The organism is Paenibacillus sp. FSL H8-0259 (genome assembly GCF_037963255.1).
In the GTDB taxonomy this organism is placed as follows: Bacteria; Bacillota; Bacilli; order Paenibacillales; family Paenibacillaceae; genus Paenibacillus_AQ; species Paenibacillus_AQ phytohabitans.
In genome coordinates, this window is record NZ_CP150147.1 from 4,013,845 (window position 1) to 4,031,225 (window position 17,381).

Annotated in this window: 20 protein-coding genes; 17 read left to right on the forward strand and 3 right to left on the reverse strand. The window is 48.6% G+C overall.

All coding sequences use genetic code 11. From position 1 onward, the window contains the following. Window positions 1–27 precede the first annotated feature (27 nt). The 6 genes from NSU01_RS17060 to NSU01_RS17085 all read left to right on the forward strand — a co-directional run bounded on the left by NSU01_RS17060 (window position 28) and on the right by NSU01_RS17085 (window position 5,666). Window positions 28–1,044 (forward strand): Gfo/Idh/MocA family oxidoreductase, encoded by a 1,017-nt coding sequence (locus NSU01_RS17060; protein WP_076246013.1) that lies wholly within the window; start codon window positions 28–30, stop codon window positions 1,042–1,044. After that, window positions 1,045–2,034, forward strand: coding sequence for a Gfo/Idh/MocA family oxidoreductase (locus NSU01_RS17065; RefSeq protein ID WP_076246016.1), 990 nt, complete (start codon window positions 1,045–1,047; stop codon window positions 2,032–2,034). Window positions 2,035–2,139: 105 nt separating this feature from the next. Further along, window positions 2,140–2,754: an HD domain-containing protein gene (locus tag NSU01_RS17070; protein ID WP_076246019.1), complete on the forward strand. Its 615-nt coding sequence runs from the start codon at window positions 2,140–2,142 to the stop codon at window positions 2,752–2,754. Window positions 2,755–3,156: 402 nt separating this feature from the next. Continuing rightward, window positions 3,157–3,906, forward strand: coding sequence for a hypothetical protein (locus NSU01_RS17075; RefSeq protein WP_076246021.1), 750 nt, complete (start codon window positions 3,157–3,159; stop codon window positions 3,904–3,906). A 213-nt stretch (window positions 3,907–4,119) separates the two neighbouring features. Next, a complete protein-coding gene (tnpB, locus tag NSU01_RS17080) occupies window positions 4,120–5,265 on the forward strand; it encodes an IS200/IS605 family element RNA-guided endonuclease TnpB (RefSeq protein WP_076246023.1) in 1,146 nt (381 codons plus the stop codon). Between the two features lie 269 nt (window positions 5,266–5,534). Beyond that, window positions 5,535–5,666 (forward strand): hypothetical protein, encoded by a 132-nt coding sequence (locus NSU01_RS17085; RefSeq protein ID WP_256703943.1) that lies wholly within the window; start codon window positions 5,535–5,537, stop codon window positions 5,664–5,666. A gap of 81 nt (window positions 5,667–5,747) precedes the next feature. Here the strand turns inward: NSU01_RS17085 and NSU01_RS17090 are convergent, their stop codons facing one another. Further along, entirely contained in the window at window positions 5,748–5,978 is a 231-nt protein-coding gene (locus NSU01_RS17090; RefSeq protein WP_076245823.1) for a hypothetical protein, read from the reverse strand. 94 nt (window positions 5,979–6,072) lie between these two features. Between NSU01_RS17090 and NSU01_RS17095 the strand changes: the two genes are divergently transcribed. Beyond that, window positions 6,073–6,462 (forward strand): DUF5071 domain-containing protein, encoded by a 390-nt coding sequence (locus NSU01_RS17095; RefSeq protein WP_076245825.1) that lies wholly within the window; start codon window positions 6,073–6,075, stop codon window positions 6,460–6,462. Between the two features lie 19 nt (window positions 6,463–6,481). On the opposite strand, the gene NSU01_RS17100 is transcribed toward NSU01_RS17095, so the two are convergent. Continuing rightward, the gene (locus NSU01_RS17100) at window positions 6,482–7,909 is read right to left on the reverse strand and encodes an aldehyde dehydrogenase family protein (protein ID WP_076245827.1); all 1,428 of its coding nucleotides are present in this window, start codon (window positions 7,907–7,909) and stop codon (window positions 6,482–6,484) included. A gap of 173 nt (window positions 7,910–8,082) precedes the next feature. Here NSU01_RS17100 and NSU01_RS17105 point away from each other — a divergent pair, with 173 nt between their 5' ends. The 6 genes from NSU01_RS17105 to NSU01_RS17130 all read left to right on the forward strand — a co-directional run bounded on the left by NSU01_RS17105 (window position 8,083) and on the right by NSU01_RS17130 (window position 12,288). Further along, a complete protein-coding gene (locus tag NSU01_RS17105) occupies window positions 8,083–8,745 on the forward strand; it encodes a TetR/AcrR family transcriptional regulator (protein ID WP_076245829.1) in 663 nt (220 codons plus the stop codon). 9 nt (window positions 8,746–8,754) lie between these two features. Continuing rightward, entirely contained in the window at window positions 8,755–9,099 is a 345-nt protein-coding gene (locus tag NSU01_RS17110) for a YojF family protein (protein WP_042137271.1), read from the forward strand. Between the two features lie 38 nt (window positions 9,100–9,137). After that, on the forward strand, window positions 9,138–9,845 hold the full coding sequence (gene bshB2 / locus NSU01_RS17115) for a bacillithiol biosynthesis deacetylase BshB2 (protein ID WP_076245831.1): 708 nt from the start codon (window positions 9,138–9,140) through the stop codon (window positions 9,843–9,845). Window positions 9,846–9,954: 109 nt separating this feature from the next. Further along, window positions 9,955–10,497: a GNAT family protein gene (locus NSU01_RS17120; protein ID WP_076245833.1), complete on the forward strand. Its 543-nt coding sequence runs from the start codon at window positions 9,955–9,957 to the stop codon at window positions 10,495–10,497. A gap of 51 nt (window positions 10,498–10,548) precedes the next feature. Beyond that, window positions 10,549–10,857: a hypothetical protein gene (locus NSU01_RS17125; protein ID WP_076245835.1), complete on the forward strand. Its 309-nt coding sequence runs from the start codon at window positions 10,549–10,551 to the stop codon at window positions 10,855–10,857. A 99-nt stretch (window positions 10,858–10,956) separates the two neighbouring features. Next, complete coding sequence (locus NSU01_RS17130) at window positions 10,957–12,288, forward strand: serine hydrolase domain-containing protein (protein ID WP_076245837.1); 1,332 nt, start codon at window positions 10,957–10,959, stop codon at window positions 12,286–12,288. Window positions 12,289–12,370: 82 nt separating this feature from the next. Here NSU01_RS17130 and NSU01_RS17135 read toward each other — a convergent pair whose 3' ends face one another. Further along, on the reverse strand, window positions 12,371–13,750 hold the full coding sequence (locus NSU01_RS17135) for an MFS transporter (RefSeq protein ID WP_076245839.1): 1,380 nt from the start codon (window positions 13,748–13,750) through the stop codon (window positions 12,371–12,373). Between the two features lie 113 nt (window positions 13,751–13,863). Between NSU01_RS17135 and NSU01_RS17140 the strand changes: the two genes are divergently transcribed. From NSU01_RS17140 to NSU01_RS17155, 4 genes are all read left to right on the forward strand, one after another. Continuing rightward, the gene (locus tag NSU01_RS17140) at window positions 13,864–14,745 is read left to right on the forward strand and encodes a LysR family transcriptional regulator (RefSeq protein ID WP_042236432.1); all 882 of its coding nucleotides are present in this window, start codon (window positions 13,864–13,866) and stop codon (window positions 14,743–14,745) included. Window positions 14,746–14,760: 15 nt separating this feature from the next. Then, window positions 14,761–15,435: a bacillithiol biosynthesis deacetylase BshB2 gene (gene bshB2, locus NSU01_RS17145; protein ID WP_076245841.1), complete on the forward strand. Its 675-nt coding sequence runs from the start codon at window positions 14,761–14,763 to the stop codon at window positions 15,433–15,435. Between the two features lie 48 nt (window positions 15,436–15,483). After that, entirely contained in the window at window positions 15,484–15,957 is a 474-nt protein-coding gene (locus tag NSU01_RS17150) for a MarR family transcriptional regulator (RefSeq protein ID WP_042137278.1), read from the forward strand. A 150-nt stretch (window positions 15,958–16,107) separates the two neighbouring features. After that, window positions 16,108–17,343, forward strand: coding sequence for an MFS transporter (locus NSU01_RS17155; RefSeq protein ID WP_076245843.1), 1,236 nt, complete (start codon window positions 16,108–16,110; stop codon window positions 17,341–17,343). The last annotated feature ends 38 nt before the right edge of the window (window positions 17,344–17,381 follow it).

The following is a 17,381-nucleotide window of genomic DNA, read 5'->3' on the forward strand; positions in this document are numbered from 1 at the left end:
AAAGAGAATAGAAGAGGAGGAATTATGATGTTAACACTCGGCTATATCGGCAACGGCAAAAGCACCAACCGCTACCACCTTCCATTTTCCATGAACCGCGATCACTTGAAGGTCAAGACGATCTACGCCCGCACGCTTACGAAAGCGGAATGGCCCAGAGTGCCCGGGATTGAATACACGGACGATCTTGTATCCATGATGAATGACCCGGAGATTCAGCTGATTGTAGTATGCACCAACACCGATTCCCACTATCATTATGCCAAAATGGCGCTGGATCACGGCAAGCATGTTCTGGTGGAGAAGCCTTACATGCTGACGGAAGAAGAAGCGGTCTCAATCTTTCGGTATGCCAAAGAGCGGAATCTTGTCATTCAGTGCTACCAGAACAGACGTTATGACTCGGATTTCCTCACCGCACAGCAGGTCATAGAATCCGGTAAGCTTGGAGATCTGCTGGAAGTGGAAATGCACTTTGATTACTACCGTCCTGAGGTTCCGGCTTCAACTCCATTCTCTAAGTACTACAGTTACTTGTATGGACATGGATGTCATACCATTGATCAGGTGTTGTCATACTTCGGCAAACCGGATACCATTCATTACGACGTCCGCCAATTGCTGGGACCGCAGCAGATGAATGATTACTTCGATCTGGATTTCTTCTACCCTTCGCTAAAAGTATCGGTTAAATCCAGCTACTTCCGGCTCAAAGAGCGGCCAAGCTTCGTACTTTATGGTAAAAAAGGTGTGTTCGTCAAGCAGACGAAGGACCGTCAGGAGGAGCATTTGAAGTTATTTTACCTGCCTGAGGGACACAGTGACTTCGGTATTGACCTGCCGGAGCATTATGGTATTCTAACGTATCTCGATGATGAGGGCAAGTACCATGAAGAGAAGGTCACCTCAGCCAAAGGCGATTATGCCAGGGTGTATGACGGGATCTATGAATCCATCGTTCTTGGCACAAATAAAGTGATTAAGGATGAAGAGACCATAGGCGTTATGCAGATTCTGGAGCAGGGAATGAAGGGGTGCCGCTAAATGAACTTGGGAATAGCCGGAGCCGGAATGATTGTCAAGGATCTGCTCAGCTTCATCGGAGAGATTCCGGGAATATCACTGACAGCCGTGTTCGCCAGACCCGGCAGGGAAGACGCTCTGCAGGAGCTGCAGAACCAGTACGGGATAGCCAGGCTCTATACAGATTACAGCGCCATGCTTCAGGATACAGACGTTGATACTATATATGTGGCATTGCCGAATCACCTGCATTATGCCTTCACCAAGGAGGCGCTGCTTAGCGGCAAGCATGTCATCTGCGAGAAGCCGTTTACCTCTAATCTGGCGGAGTTTCTGGAGCTGAAAGAGATCGCTGAGCGAAGGGAGCTTATCCTGGTTGAAGCCATCTCGAATCAATATTTGAACAATGTCGTGGCGGTGAAGGAGCAGCTGGCTGGTCTCGGTTCCATTAAAATGGTGACGTGCAATTATTCGCAGTATTCTTCCCGTTATGATGCTTTCAAACGCGGTGAGATTCTGCCTGCATTCAATCCGGAGATGTCCGGCGGCGCCTTGATGGACATTAATATCTACAACATCCATCTGGTCCTCGGATTCTTCGGAAGTCCACTGTACGTGGAATACCGGGCGAACATGGAACGGGGAATCGATACGTCGGGGATGCTGCTGCTGGACTATGGTGATTTCAAATGCGTCTGCATTGGTGCCAAAGACAGCACAGCTCCTGGTGCAGTGAACATTCAGGGGACGGAAGGGTACATTCAGATCAATGGTTCTGCGAATGGATGCGACTCCTACGATTACGTCCTTAACCGGGAGAAGCCCGTCCGCGTGGATCGCAAGGATCACCCCCACCGGATGTATGACGAATTCCTTCACTTCGAACGATTCATCCGAGAGCAAGACAGGAAGACGGCCGCGGAAATGCTCGCACACAGTGAGCGGGTGATGCGGGTTATTGAACAGGCGAAGGCCAGCGCCGGGCTTGTGTTTGGATCAGATCGCGGATAATAAAGAGCAGGGCTTCTTCCGGTTGGGGGAAGCTCTGTTCTTTTGTTTATCTTTTCAGAGGAATGATATACAATTATTAACAAATGCCTAAAGGATGTGGACATAATGAATCTGGACAGAATTAGTGAAATTGCTCTTAACACAATGAGTCAACGGAAATCTCATCTGCAGAGAGAGACGGGGTTCGTCTATTATCATTGTCAGCGGGTAGCCAAGATTGCTCTAAGCTTAAGAAAAGAATTGTTCCCGGATGAAGGTACAATGGACGATATCATGTATGTTGCCTCAATCTTCCATGACGTTACCAAAGGAATTGAACCCCACCAGGAGACCGGCTCTGTTCTGGTCAAGTCACTGCTGAAGGATGAATGCTCCCCGGAGCAGCTGGAATTCATATCTGATATTATTGCATTACATAATATTCGCAATCATGAGGAGCTCCCGTACTACATAAAGCTTGTACAAGATGCTGATATGCTGGATCATTTCGGAACCATGGATATATGGATGAAATTCTTCCATAGTGCGCATGAAGAGGAGAATGTATGGGATACTATCCGGTTCTGGGAGAGTGAAGAGTTCGATAATTATCTTAAGAAGTCACGAGGTCAGCTGAATTTCGACCGCTCGAAGCAAATTTTTGATACTAAGCTGAAGTTTGAGCTGCAGTTCCAGGAACGTTTCAAGGCAGAGTGCAATGGAGAAGTAGATTTCAACTAACGAAGCAGATAAAACAGCAGGTACCCCGGAAAATTTTCCACAGGTGCCTGCTTTTTTATGGCTGTAGATAACAATGTTGTATGTTTTACAACTTTGATTCATGGGTAACCGTGGGTTTGGAAAGATTGTTGTATAAAATACAAGAATAATCCTGCTAAGTCGCTTAAATAGGGTGAAATCCTGCCTTTTATACAACAATTTTGGATTTGGGCTGATATTACGAGGAAAATGTTGTATTCTGTGCAGGATTTTATAAAAGTCACCAGATCTCTGCTACAGAAAGTCGATGATTCAAGGAATTTTGCAGGAAATAATTAACTTATTGCCGAATTTACTGGTTTGGGCTAATCCGGCGTACAGCCAGGGGCAGCTTACATACAATGGGGGAAGGAATTCGAACATATGAAAAAGATTGTATTACTGCTCATCACGCTGTTGCTCATGATTGGGCTGGGGTATCCGGGAGGCACCGGACAGGCAGCGGCAGCCGCAGCACCGAAGTACACGGAGATTTCCACATTTGTGGACGGGACACTTATGATCTCGGCATCCAAGTCTGTACTCGTCAATGGTTTGGCTTATGTACCTGTGAAGCTGCTGAATCAGATTCCCGGCTTTACCGTTGCTACCGCAGCCTCTGTTGTGACCCTCACCGGAAGTAAGGGAAGCGCAAAGTTGAACAAGGACAACTCCATACTCTACAAAAACTCCAACTATGTCGCGTTCAAAACACTGCTTAAGCTTGGAGCCATAGACGGCAAATATGCCACCAGTTCGTATTCGCTGTTCATCTGGAGTACGGAAGAAGGCAAAATAAAGAGCAACAGTATGCTCTACGCCATCAGCAAGCTGCCAGGAACAATGGGCCAGGCTGTGGGCAAGAAGGTCTATCTATATGCACATCCCGGCAGCCACTGGGTGACAGATGTTCAATACGAGGATGATACCAATACTTCTACGTTCACCATGCTGAGCGAAGCTGGACTAACCTGGACGCTGGATCTGGACGACAGTGAGACCGACACGTTGTACACGGAAGAGAATCTCTTTGCTTTCAAAGAGAATTTCAACGGTGATTCGGCATGGGCTGTAAATGCAAAGATTCCGGACAGCCCTTTTAACAAAAAGTTGTCAGAATTCCCCCACTTCTAAAGTGGCTGGATGAATGACAACGGTTTGGACTTGGATTTTAAAGGGATTTCGGTTATGCTAGGGAAAGCGAATGTATGTTCCTGTAATGGTCTTGTCCGATTTGTTCGTGGATTGCGTCCATGGTTGATTTGGCCAGCCGGAACTTTGTTCTATTTTGCGGACTCGCCTTCGGGTTGAACAGCAAATCGAAGGCGCACCACGTACATAGGAGGCATTCTTGTGCTCAAAGCATTCAAATATCGCCTGGAACCCACAACACAGCAGGCGGAACTATTCGCCAAAACCTTCGGCTGCGTACGCAAAGTCTACAATCTCATGCTCCATGACCGCATCGAATCGTACCAAAAGCATCAAGAAACTGGTGAGAAAATCAAGTTCAAGGCACCCGCGCAATACAAAAATGAATTTCCCTTTCTTAAAGAAGTCGATAGTTTGGCTCTGGCTAATGCGCAACTCCACCTGAATACCGCCTACCGCCACTTTTTCCAGCAGCCCGCCTCTGGTTTCCCCAAGTGGAAATCCCGCAAAAATCCCGTTCAATCCTACACCACGAATAATCAAAAAGGAACGATTGCAATTCAGGCGGGTCGCTATCTGAAGCTGCCCAAAATGAAGCCGGTACGTATCAAACTACATCGACAACCGGAAGGGGTGATCAAGTCAGCGACGATCTCCCGCACCGCATCCGGCAAGTACTTTGTCTCCCTGCTGTGCGAAACGGACATTCCGCCCAAACCCCAAACGGGTTCGGTGATCGGGATTGATCTCGGTCTTGCGCATTTTGCAATTTTCTCGGATGGAACAAAGGTACCGAATCCGAGAGTTCTCGCCCAAACCGCCGCTACCCTAGCGAAAGCGCAGCGCAAACTATCGCGCCGGGCGCAGCAGGCGAAGAAGGACGGACATCTGCTCAGCGAGAGCCGCAACTACCAGAAGCAGCGAATTCTGGTCGCCAAGCTGCATGAAAAAGTGGCCAACCAACGAAATGACTTTCTGAACAAACTCAGCACGGATCTCGTCAACAACCACGATGTGATCAGTGTGGAGTCGCTGAATGTCAAAGGGTTGGTTCGGAATCGCAGACTTGCCCGGTCGCTTCATGACGTCTCGTGGTCAAGCTTTCTATCCAAACTGACCTATAAAGCGGCGTGGTACGGCAAACAAGTCGTACAGGTGGACCGCTGGTTTCCTTCGAGCCAGCTGTGCTCGGCTTGTGGGCATCCAGGCGGGAAGAAGGCGCTCCACATCCGGGAATGGAGCTGCCCCAGCTGCGGTGTCCACCATGACCGTGACGTCAATGCGAGCTTGAACATTCGAACCGAAGGGCTTCGCCTGCTGCAAGGCACAGGAGTGCGTTAACTGGACCCCGAACCGCAGGGACTGCGGGGATCGCTTGGGTAGGGCGCTGAGCAGATGCGAAGGGAGGGGAAAAGCCGCTCCCTCCATTTGCTTAAGCGCGCAATAAATCTGACCGCTGCTCACGGATGTACGCCGTTTTGAGCAAGTCCGGGTTGTTTCCAAGAAGCCGCCACCTCTATAGGTGGGGGTAGTTCACGAATCCTAGAACAGCTTATCCCAGCAGTGATGCCGTATGGGCTGCTATCCGGGATGAGCGGATCATTACCGACATGACGTTTGAACAAGTCTATCTGTCATGGGGAGAGCCCGACAGCTACAACGAAGATTTGGGATATATCGTATACGGCCATCAATATCTGTATTTCGTTAATAACAAGCTGAAATATTATTATGAGCTGTAGATGATTGCGCCTAAGTCATTCGTAAATGGTACTACACTGAAAAAGCCTCACCGTTGAGGCTTTTTCTTTTGTAATATAAAACTAAGAATTCTGCAGGGACTGGTTAAATTTCAATTTCAACCTTTGTTCAAACCCATGAATATAGTTGAGGCCTGAGTGAGTTAACTCACCTGAATTAGCATAACCGGCTTCGTGAATATGGGTCAGGGTAATATTGAAATCTCTTTCGTCCATACCTATTTGATTGAAGCGGGGTTCCTTCTCTTCTTCAAGCAACTTCAGAATCTGATATACCGGGTCCGTACGTAGCAATTCATTCAGCTTCCTTCCTGTAAGCAATATGGCTTTAGCATATGCACAAGGAGGGATATTGGTGACCAACTAATTCTAAGAAGGGGGCAAATAAATGAATGATTCTTTCACTCTATTGCCAAGAGACAAACACGATTTTGAACGGGTACACGATCTGAAGAAGCTGGATAAACAGGACCTCATCCCATTAATCCCGGAGTTGTTACAATGGCTGCAGGATATAAACTGGCCTATAGCAGAAGAAATCTCCAATTTGTTACTGACGGTTCCTAAAGAGACGGTTCCATACATAGAGGAGGTTCTAAACGGAGGAGATGACATATGGAAGACATGGTGCCTAGAGTGTTATGTTAGCCAATTGCCTGAAGAATTCAGACATTCATTAGAGAAGCAGATTCAGCGAATAGCCTATAACCCCACCAAGGGTGAGGAACTTGAAGAAGTGCATATTACAGCAAGAGAATTGCTCAAGGATTACAGCTGAATTCCTTGAGCAATTGTAATTATTGTATACCGTGGCCCGTAATCGTCTTCGTCTCCAGACATTCCGCAATACCATATTCCCCGTATTCTCTGCCAAGCCCGGACTGCTTGTATCCGCCGAAGGGGGCTTTCATTTCCGGGCTGGCACCATTAATGCTCACAACACCTGCAGCAATACTGGAGGCAACCCGGTTGGCCTGATCCAGGTCCGCGGAATGCACATAGGCCCCAAGCCCATAGTTGGTGTTATTGGCGATAGCAATCGCTTCTTCCACGGTCTTATAGGTGAGAACCACTAATACGGGTCCGAAGATTTCCTCTCTGGCAATCGTCATGTCCTCAGTAACATTTACAAATAGGGTAGGTTTAACGAAATAACCATGTTCTAACCCCGCAGGCCGGCCGGTGCCTCCGGTCACCAATTCTGCGCCTTCATCAATACCCGTCTGAATATAGCGCTGTACGTTCAGGAACTGCTTCTCCGTAACAATAGGGCCAAGCACCGTGTCTTCCTCCCAGGGATTGCCGATCTTCACTGCCCCGATAGCTGATTGTGCCAGCTGCTTCACTTCCTGGAGACGATGCTCCGGAACAAGAAGGCGTGTACCTGCTACGCAAGCCTGCCCATTATTCATAAATCCTTGAGCTACCGCTATTGGAATCACTTTGGTGTAATCGACATCATCCAGAATTATGTTTGGTGACTTACCGCCCAGTTCCAACGTAACCCGTTTCAGCGTTTCTGCTGCACCTTTCAGGATTTCTTTGCCGACACGGGTCGATCCGGTAAAAGAAATAAGCGCAACATCCGGATTGCGGGTGAATTCAGCACCCACGGTATGACCGTAACCATTCACGACATTAATGACTCCTTTGGGGAGTCCTGCATGGTGGAAGGCTTCCGTAATTCTTTCGGTCTGCAGGGCACTAAGCTCACTCGGCTTGATGACAACCGTACATCCCGCAGCAATGGCAGCCGCAAGCTTCGCCGTGATTTGTGAATAACTTGCATTCCAGGGCGTAATGATCCCGACGACACCGGCAGGCTCAGAGACTACCTTGGCAGAAGCGATATAACGGACAAACTCAAAGTTGTCCAGCGCCTGCTTCGTATCGAGGAAATTAGCGGCAGCCAGCTTCACGCGGCCGATGGCTGATTTTGTCGGGGCGCCATATTCCATAATATTCGCTTCCGCCATTGCATCCATATTCGCCAGTACAGCATCATGCAGCCGCTGTAGCATTTCACTACGCTCTTCCACAGAAGTCTGAGAGAAGGTTGCAAAAGCTTCCTTAGCCGCAGCAATAGCCAGTCGGGCATCCTCTTCATTACCGAGTACAACCTGACCTATCACTTTTTGGGTAGCCGGGTTGATCAGCCGCTGAATCTCCTTCCCTTGCGGTTCGATATACTCGCCATTCACATACATGCGATCCAATGTAAACATGTAGACATTCTCCTGTTCTTAAGATGGGATAGTATGAAGACGAGGAAATAATATCACGATAAGTAATCAAAGTAAACAAATAAAGCACAAAGTGTCTACGTAGTATATTTTGTTTCTTGCTTTGTGATTTTCATGTATAATGGGTTCACTGGCCAACAGGAGGAAAAAACAGTATGTCCTTAGACCCAAAGAAGTCCCAGGCGCAAAGCAAGCTATTGAAAAAAATCATTCCAGCCGTTATGAAGGATGGCTTCCAGCAGCTGAAAATGGAAGAAATCGCGAAACTGATGGATGTCAGCCGTGCGACTATGTACAAGCATTTCTCCTCTAAAGAAGAGGTCATTGCTGGTGTAGTGTACATTTTTGTGGACTACATAGATCAATTGAAGCTTCCTTCCGTGCAGGTGGAGGAAGAATTATTCGGGGTTTCTTTTCAGCAGCTGTTTGAGCAGTCAGTTTCGCTCGCCGGTAAAATATCTGAGGTATTCCTGAAGGAGCTGCAGAGCGCTTACCCGGAGCTGTCCGACAGCCTGAGGTCGGCACTACTGAAGCGCGAGCAGCAATCGCTGGAATTCTACCGCCATGGTATAGACAAAGGCATATTCCAGCCGCTCAACGAAAGGTTCATTCTGCTTCAAGATGAGCTGCTGCTGCGCGAGATTATGAATACGAAATATTTACTGCAGAATCAGACCTCCATTCAGCAGGTACTGACGGACTATTATCACTTCAAGAAAATCCAGCTGTTCCGCCCGGAGAAGATGGGGCTCATCGATGATCATCTGATCATTCCGGTCATTAATCATGTCGCAGAGAAATACAATCGTACACTGTAGGAGGACAATATGCAGCTAATTCACCCAAAAGATATCCAAACTCAAATCGACCGGTTCACCGGTCAGGACCTTTATATACACCTGGAGCTCACAACTGGTGCTTATGCCAGTCACATTGACAGTTCGCGTCCGCCGGGATCGGCGTTCATCAGTAATGCACTTATCCGCTACACGCACGGTTCGATTTCGGGAACGGGTCCCTACCGGGTCGGCCTGAAGACAGAGCAGGGCTGGATTTATGCGGAAGGGCTTACCCATGTGGATGAGAACGAAACTGAGCGGCTAATCCTGGCCGGACATGATAATCAAGGCAAGCTGATTGTGGCGCTGCAGCTTAGCCGGAACCCTTTTTAATGCAAATGGAGGATCAAGCAACCGTGAATAGCAGACCTATGGACAATAAGAAGATCTTAGTTGTACTTCCCCATCCCGATGATGAGGCGTACTTTGTATCCGGAACCTTGGCTATGTACATTGAAGAAGGGGCTGAGGTTACTTATGCTTGTCTGACACTCGGCGAGATGGGCCGCAACATGGGGGTTCCTTTAATCGCGAACCGGGTTACCCTGCCGGTGATCCGTAAGGAGGAGCTCGCCGCGTCCTGTCAGGCAATAGGAATTCAAGACTTAAGAATGCTCGGCTTCCATGATAAAATGATCGAGTTCGAAGACCCGGATCTGCTGGATAGTCAGATTATGAAGCTGATTCAGGAGCTGGCTCCGTCGCTAGTCATTACCTTTTATCCGGGGTACAGCGTTCATCCTGATCATGATGCCACCGGCGCTGCTGTTATTCGCACCATTGCCCGGTTACCTCTGACAGAAAGGCCAGTTGTACATTGCTCCGCTTTCTCTAACAATCATGAGAAGATGATCGGGAAAGCGGATGTAACTATAGATGTGACCTCATTCCTCGCTGTGAAGATTAAGTCTATTCTATCGCACAGCTCCCAGTTCCAAGCAGACAAGCTTCTTGGCGGCCGTGATATAACAGATGATATTATCCGTAGCAAGTTCGGCATAGAACGGTTCTGGACCTATTCATTCGAGGAGCATGATACGACTAAACGGATTGGAGAATTGCTGTGTGCGCAGACATAAGTGCTTAGTACATAGAACAAGTTTCCGTTACCGAACCGGACTATATTGCCGTTAATCTCGAAGATGCAGTGAATTATGTGATGAATTTAGCTCGATAGGAGTGTTACTGATGGCAGAACAACAAGTGTACATACGGTTCCCTGAGGATACAGATGCTGTTGTGCTGACGGCGATGTACAAGCGCAACCGGGAGTTTTTTGAGAAACATTCGCCTGATGTACCTGAGGAGTTCTATACAGAAGAGTACCAGCGCGACAAGATTGCACAGTATAAGGAAGACAGGGCAGAGGACGAAAGATACGATTTTCTGGTATGTCACAAGGCAGATCACCGGATTATCGGCACCGTAGGGTTGTCTTTTGTGGTGCGGGGACCGCTGCAGAGCTGCATGATCGGGTACAGCCTGGATAAGGATTATAACGGAAAAGGCTACATGACTGAGGCTGTGAAGCAAGTAGTACACTATGCCTTCGAGGAGCTGAAGTTCCACCGGATCACAGGGGAAGCTTCCCCCGGTAATCCCGGATCAATCCGTGTGCTGGAGAATGCCGGGTTCCACAAGGAAGGAATTGCCCAGCGCAACGTGAAGATCAAGGGAGTATGGGAGGATCATCAGATTCTGGCCATTCTCAATCCGTCAGATCTTATCTAACAGAAGCAATGCAGTCATAGCATTCATAATCTTAATTCCGGAGGTTCATCTATGAGTCAGCGTTTGCGTATTACCCGTTCGATGCAGGAAGGCAATGCAGAGCAAGCCATTACATTGGAAGAGTGCACACAGTATTTTGCAGACAAACCCGATTTCTCGTACTCACAAGTCTTAACCGTAAAAGGACCCGAGAGCACGATGTCCATTGAGGGTGACTTTTTCATGTGGAGCTATGAAGGGATGGAGTTTCCTTTCCGGTTGTACATGGGAGATCTGTACGTAGCCCTTTCCACAGAAGCCATAGTTCCTGTATTGCTCGAGATTGCCACTGCCCTGCGGGCTGACGTGGTTGAAGGGTAGCTTAGGGAAAGTTCAGGTTAATCTGTTTATTACACATTAAGTAACCCCGGGTGATGTTATATTTATCCAATGAATACGGCACATTTAGGGGGCAATTGTATGAATAATATTAAGACTAGAGTAAGTCCGCTGCACGAGATGTTAACCGATTTTGTTGAGAATGGACCGTTTACGGGATTAGCTATAGGCATTGTTAAAGATAACGAGGTTATCTTCACAGGTGAGTATGGAGCAGCCAATGTGGCAACGGGTGAGCCAGTGGATAGCAGCACTTTATTTCATCAAGCCTCCGTCTCCAAAACATTCGTAGTTACAGCGGTTATGCGGCTGGTGGAACGCGGACAGGTAGAGCTGGATTCGCCCGTCAAGAACTATCTTCCTTATTTCAAAATGGAGGATGAACGTTATCTTCAGATTACTGTAGGGCAGCTGCTCAACCATACCTCCGGCATGCCGGATGAAGAGGATTATGCCTGGGACCGGCCTGAATACGATGAAGAGAGTCTCGAACGGTACGTGAAAAGCGTCAGCCGTCACAAGCTGCTGAGCGAACCCGGCACTCATTTTGCTTATAGTAATATCGCTTATGAGATTCTGGGGGATTTGATCGCCAAGGTCAGCGGTCTGAGCTTTGAGCAATATATGAATGAGCATATTCTTGAACCGGTGGGGATGACATCCAGTTCATTTCTGAAGCAGGAGGTGGAAAGTGCTCTGGCCGCTCCTCATGTACTGAAGAATTCAGCAGGGTACGGCCCTGGTGTAAGTGAGGTGTTTCCATACAACAGGGCGCATGCCCCCAGTTCCACGCTGTATACCAACGCCCAAGATATGTGCCATTATATGCTGATGCAGCTGAGCCAGGGGAAGGCCAAGGACCGGTATAATGCCTTACAGCCCGGCAGCTATGATCTGATGTGGAATCCTACCATGGCTACAGGCTGGGGCCCTGAGCATGAGCAGGTCGGGCTGGGCTGGTTCCTGGGCCAATATAAAGGCTCCCGGATTCTCTCGCATTCCGGATGGGATACCGGCTTTCTGAGTGAACTGATCCTGTTCCCGGATGATCATATCGGCATCTCTATAATGACCAACTGTGACTATGTATGGCTGGGCAGCGTGACCCATCCAATCCTTGATTTGCTGCTGGGTTCGGATGTCAGTCAGCTCAAGCAGTCGATGGCACATCTCGTTGCCATGGTTGCTGTAACCAATGGAGTCGATAAGGCACTCGAAGAATACCAGCGTATCAATAGTTTGGAGCAGGACAACTATTATTCCGCAGATTTTGAATTTGTGCGCGTTTCGGATACTTTAAGCTGGAGGGGCCACCATGAAGAAGCTATCCGCGTTCTTACCTGTGCCGCCGCAATCTTCCCTGATAGTGAATCGGTTTCAGACAGGCTGAAGGGGCTTATGACAGAAGCATAGACGTTTTGCAGATACTTAATATGAACTTATCAAGGCTCCGCCGACAGTCAGAAGGACTGCGGAGGAGCCTTTTTATAAGATTCTATAGTTGCTGCACTGAATCCATACGCCGCCAGCCCATGTACACCAGAGACAGAGCAACAACGGTGAGGATGATCCCCAGTACCCGGAATCCGCCGAAGCTGAACTGATTCCCCATCACGATGCCGATCAGCAACGAAGAAAGGATGGTCCCGAAGTATCTGGACGTACTGAATAATCCGGAGGATACGCCGATGATGTCTTTGGGGGAACTGTTGAACAAGGCGGCTTGCATCGCGACATTGTTCAATCCGTTACTGATTCCGAAGGCCGCCAGAGCGAGGCATATGCTGACCAACGGAGATGACGGATTCAACATCACGATCCATACTGATCCGAGTGTCATAAGGATTGCGGATACTACCATGGCGGGCCTTGGACCTGATACATCAATCCATTTCCCAGCCAGCGGAGAGACAACCAGTGAGCATAAACCCAGACTTAACATAAGAATTCCCGTGTGGAACTCGCTGACATGACGAACCAGCTGCAGGTAAGACGGCAAGCCGAAAAAGACAGAATAAAACAGAAGATTAACCAGCATGAACTGGAGATTGACCCAGGTCAGCGCCGGATAGCTCGCGAAAGTCCGCAGCGGAATAAAAGGTGACTTTGCGCTGAGCTCATGCCGCACGAAGAATGCAAGTAGAACAAGTCCGGCAAGTCCGGCTATAACATTGAATAAGGAGACATGTCCGGAGGATTTGGCAGACAGCAGTTGAGCTAGCAGGGCAACCAGACCTACAGAGAATAGCAGAATACCAGCTACATCCATACGGTTCATCCATTGGCGCATAGACAGCTTATTGGCAGCGGCCGCCAGCGGCTGGTCCTTAGGAATAGTCCTCCAGGCTAACACAAAGCTTGCCGTCACAAAGGGAACATTGATGAAGAAGATGGACGACCAGCCCCATAAGTGAATCAGTACCCCTCCGATAAAAGGCCCAATGGCTGCGGCTCCCGATGTGAACATAGACAGAACAGACAGTGCGGTAGCCTGCTTCTCCGTAATATGCACCCGTACAATAGCCATTCCTACCGCCACCACCATACTGGTTCCAACGGATTGAACAATCCGGAATACGATCAGCCACCCGAAGCCCGGGGCCAAAGGAGCTAATATAGAAGCAACGAAGACAATAACCAGCCCGGTAAGAAAGATGGTCCTGCGTCCGAATATATCACTGGCTTTGCCCATGACAGGTTGAGCAACCGCGCTGGCAATATAGAATGAGAAGATAATCCAGGAGACTACGGTGTAATCAAGCTGAAACTGATGCTGTAATCGTGGTATAGCCACAGAAACCATCGAAGAGTTGAGCGGGTTTAGCAGGATTCCCAGCCCGACGGATATCATTAACCACCAGCTGCGGGTATTCATTGTAATTTCCCCCTATCATTGCGTTAGGGATATCGTACTTGAATTGGATTATTTACTCCAACGCATTTTATGTTATGATTTCATAGACTTGAGGGAATGAATGGAGGCGGGTTATGGAACTTCTTCAATTGCAATATTTCATCGCAGTGGCCCGTTTAGAGCATATGACCGAGGCTGCGCTTACGTTGCATGTGACTCAGTCCTCACTCAGCAAGACCATCCAGCGCCTGGAAGAGGATCTTGGGGTTCCCCTGTTTGACCGGACCGGGAGGAAGCTGCGCTTAAATGAGTCCGGCAGCAGATTCCTTCCGCGTGCGGAGAAAGCCTTGTTTGAATTGGAACAGGGGAGGCAGGAGCTTAGAGATCTGTCCAGCCTGGAGCCGGATACACTTGAATTAGCCGTCACCACCGCAAGCACATTGCCTAATATCCTCCGGGAATTCCGCAAAAAGCTGCCGGCTGTCCATTTTCACGTACAAATGCTGTCCATGCAGGAGATGATTACCCTTCTTCGAAGGGGAGAGGTCGATTTCTGTTTGTCCTCACCTCCGGTATGGGGAGAAGAGATGGAGTGTCAAATCGTCTGCACCGACCCTATCTATGTTGCCGTTCCAGCGGGGCACCGTTTGGCAGGCCGCCAGAGCGTATCCCTAATAGAGCTCAAGGATGAATGGTTTGCCGGTGTCACAAGAGGCTACGGGATTCGTGATTTGGTGGACTCCGTATGCCAATCCGCAGGATTTACCCCAAAGTATGTGTATGAAGGGGATGAACCGGCAAGGCTCGTCGCCCTGGTGGAAGCCGGAATCGGCTTAGCCTTCATACCCGGCACGGCCAAGAATGCCCAGGATAATATAGTGTTGATCCCTGTTGAGGATCAGGGCCTGGTCAGGGAAATCGCCTTGTTATGGCATAAGAGCCGCTACATTTCACAGGCTGGACGGATATTCCGTGACGTCGTTATTGAATATTTTGATGGAAACAATGAAGAATGAAGGGGGCTGTGAGCCATGGATATTAATCAAGCTGAACATAAGCGCGTGCTAGTTGTATTTCCGCATCCCGATGATGAAGCCTTCGCTGCTGCAGGGACCCTGGCAAAGTACATAGACAGCGGTGCCGGGGTAACCTATGCCTGTCTGACCTTAGGGGAGATGGGACGGAACATGGGAATCCCGCCATTCGCGAACCGGGTTACTTTGCCGGAGATCCGCAAGGAAGAATTGATAGCCTCCTGCCGTGCGATTGGCATACAGGATTTAAGGATGCTTGGTTTCCACGATAAAATGATCGAATTCGAAGACCCGCAGCTGCTGGATAATACACTGCTGGCACTGCTCGAGGAATTGACCCCATCGCTCGTCATTACCTTTTATCCGGGCTATAGTGTCCATCCCGATCACGATGCCACCGGAGCCGCTGTCATCCGGGCGGTCGGCAGGCTCCCGGCTGCGCAGCGGCCAACAGTGCACTGTATTGCGTTCTCCAGCAACCATGAGCAGATGATCGGCCCGGCGGATGTGAACGTAGACGTGACTGCATTCCTAGCGAAGAAAATGGCCTCGATTCAGGCCCACCGTTCGCAATATCAAGCAGCGGAGCTTGTGGGAAGCCGGGAGCTGACTGCGGAGGAGATTCAAACCCGGTTCGGACGGGAATCCTTTTGGACCTACCGGATGGAATAAGTGCTACAATAATAATGTTAATGCACTAAGGCGTCGGGAGGGCAGGCCATGAACAAAGAAGAACAGGTCCTGATGAATTTCAGGGATTTATTTAACAAGCTGAGCTGGCTGAATAAATCCAAGATGGAAGAGAGTCTTAAGGGGTACAAGCCCTCTGAGGTACATTGCATCGAATATATCGGGCAAAATGCGGATTCCAACGTGACCATACTTGCGGAGCATTTTTATATGACTAGAAGTGCTATAAGCAAAATAACCAAGAAGCTCATGGAAAAGGGCTATATCGAAAGCTACCAGAAGCCGGATAATAAGAAAGAAATCTATTTCAGGCTTACGAAGCAAGGGGAAGCGGTCAGCAAAGTCCATGAGGAGCTGCACCAGGAATTCCGCGAGCGGGATAAAGCTGTATTCGAGCAGGTAACAGAGGAGCAATATGACAACATGCTTGGCTTCATTGAGAAGTATAGCAGGCATTTGGATGCAGAAATCACAAAACTCGGTACAGATTTGAAATCGGAATGAATTGAATACTGATAATGAAACCTCAGGCAGCCGGGCTCTTTCGAGAACGGTTGTCTTTTTATTGCATTTTTGTTGACGAGGAAACAAAAATGCAGTAGGATGATTATGTTTCCTAGGAAACATAATCATGACGTTTGAGGGGAGAATTACATGTTCAAATCCAGATCACACTCTACACAGAACACAGAACAAACCGTAGACAGACACGCTTTAATCTTCGGCCTTATCTCTGTATTTCTGTGCGGAATAGGCTTCACTATCATAGCGCCTGTCGTTCCATTCTTAGTGCAGCCGTATACCGATAATCCGGGAGAACAAGCGGTAATGGTTACGCTGCTGACCTCCGTTTATGCATTTTGCGTTTTTTTTGCGGCCCCGGTACTTGGAGCACTAAGCGACAAATACGGCCGCCGTCCATTGCTCTTAATATGCTTGTTAGGTTCTGCGATCGGGTACTTTATTTTTGGTATAGGAGGAGCCCTGTGGGTACTGTTCGCCGGTCGGATCATAGAAGGTATAACAGGCGGGAGCATCAGCACGATCTTTGCCTATTTTGCAGACATTATTCCACCGGAGCAAAGAACCAAATACTTTGGCTGGGTGAGTGCAGTAGTAGGTGCAGGCACCATTATTGGCCCGAGTGTAGGCGGATTACTTGCCAAGTTTGGCTATGCTGTACCGATGTATTTTGGAGCGGCCATTACTTTATTGAATGTTATCTACGGATTCTTCTACATGCCGGAGAGTCTGAGCAAGAATAATAGACTGCAAGAGATTACCTTTGTTAGACTGAATCCATTCTCACAGCTGGCCAGTCTGCTCTCCATGAAAAACTTGAACAGGCTGCTTATTTCCGCCTTCCTGCTCTGGATACCTAATGGATCTATGCAGGCTGTGTTCTCACAATTCACAATGGATTCCTTCAGCTGGAAACCGGCAATCATCGGACTAATGTTCTCCATTATGGGTTTTCAGGATATCCTGTCGCAAGGCTTCATCATGCCCAAGCTTCTGAAGAAATTAAGTGATCAGCAGATCGCCGTACTTGGAATGGTCTCGGAGATTATAGGCTATGGGTTCATTGCCGTCTCGTCACTCTTAGCGTTCTATCCGCTTTTCATCGTTGGAATGTTCATCTTCGGCTTTGGTGATTCGATCTTCGGGCCTTCGTTCAACGGGATGCTATCCAAGTCTGTCGATTCGAGTGAACAAGGGAGGATTCAAGGCGGCAGCCAATCGATTCAGGCGTTGGCCAGGATGATCGGGCCTCTCATTGGGGGGCAAATCTATGTATCGCTTGGTCATTCTGCGCCTGCTGTTATGGGGATCATCCTAATCACAGCGGCAATACCGGTTCTATACAAGAGAACGTATGTAACAATGTAAAATGTCTTGCAGCCCCGCCAATCAGTGGGGCTCTTGTT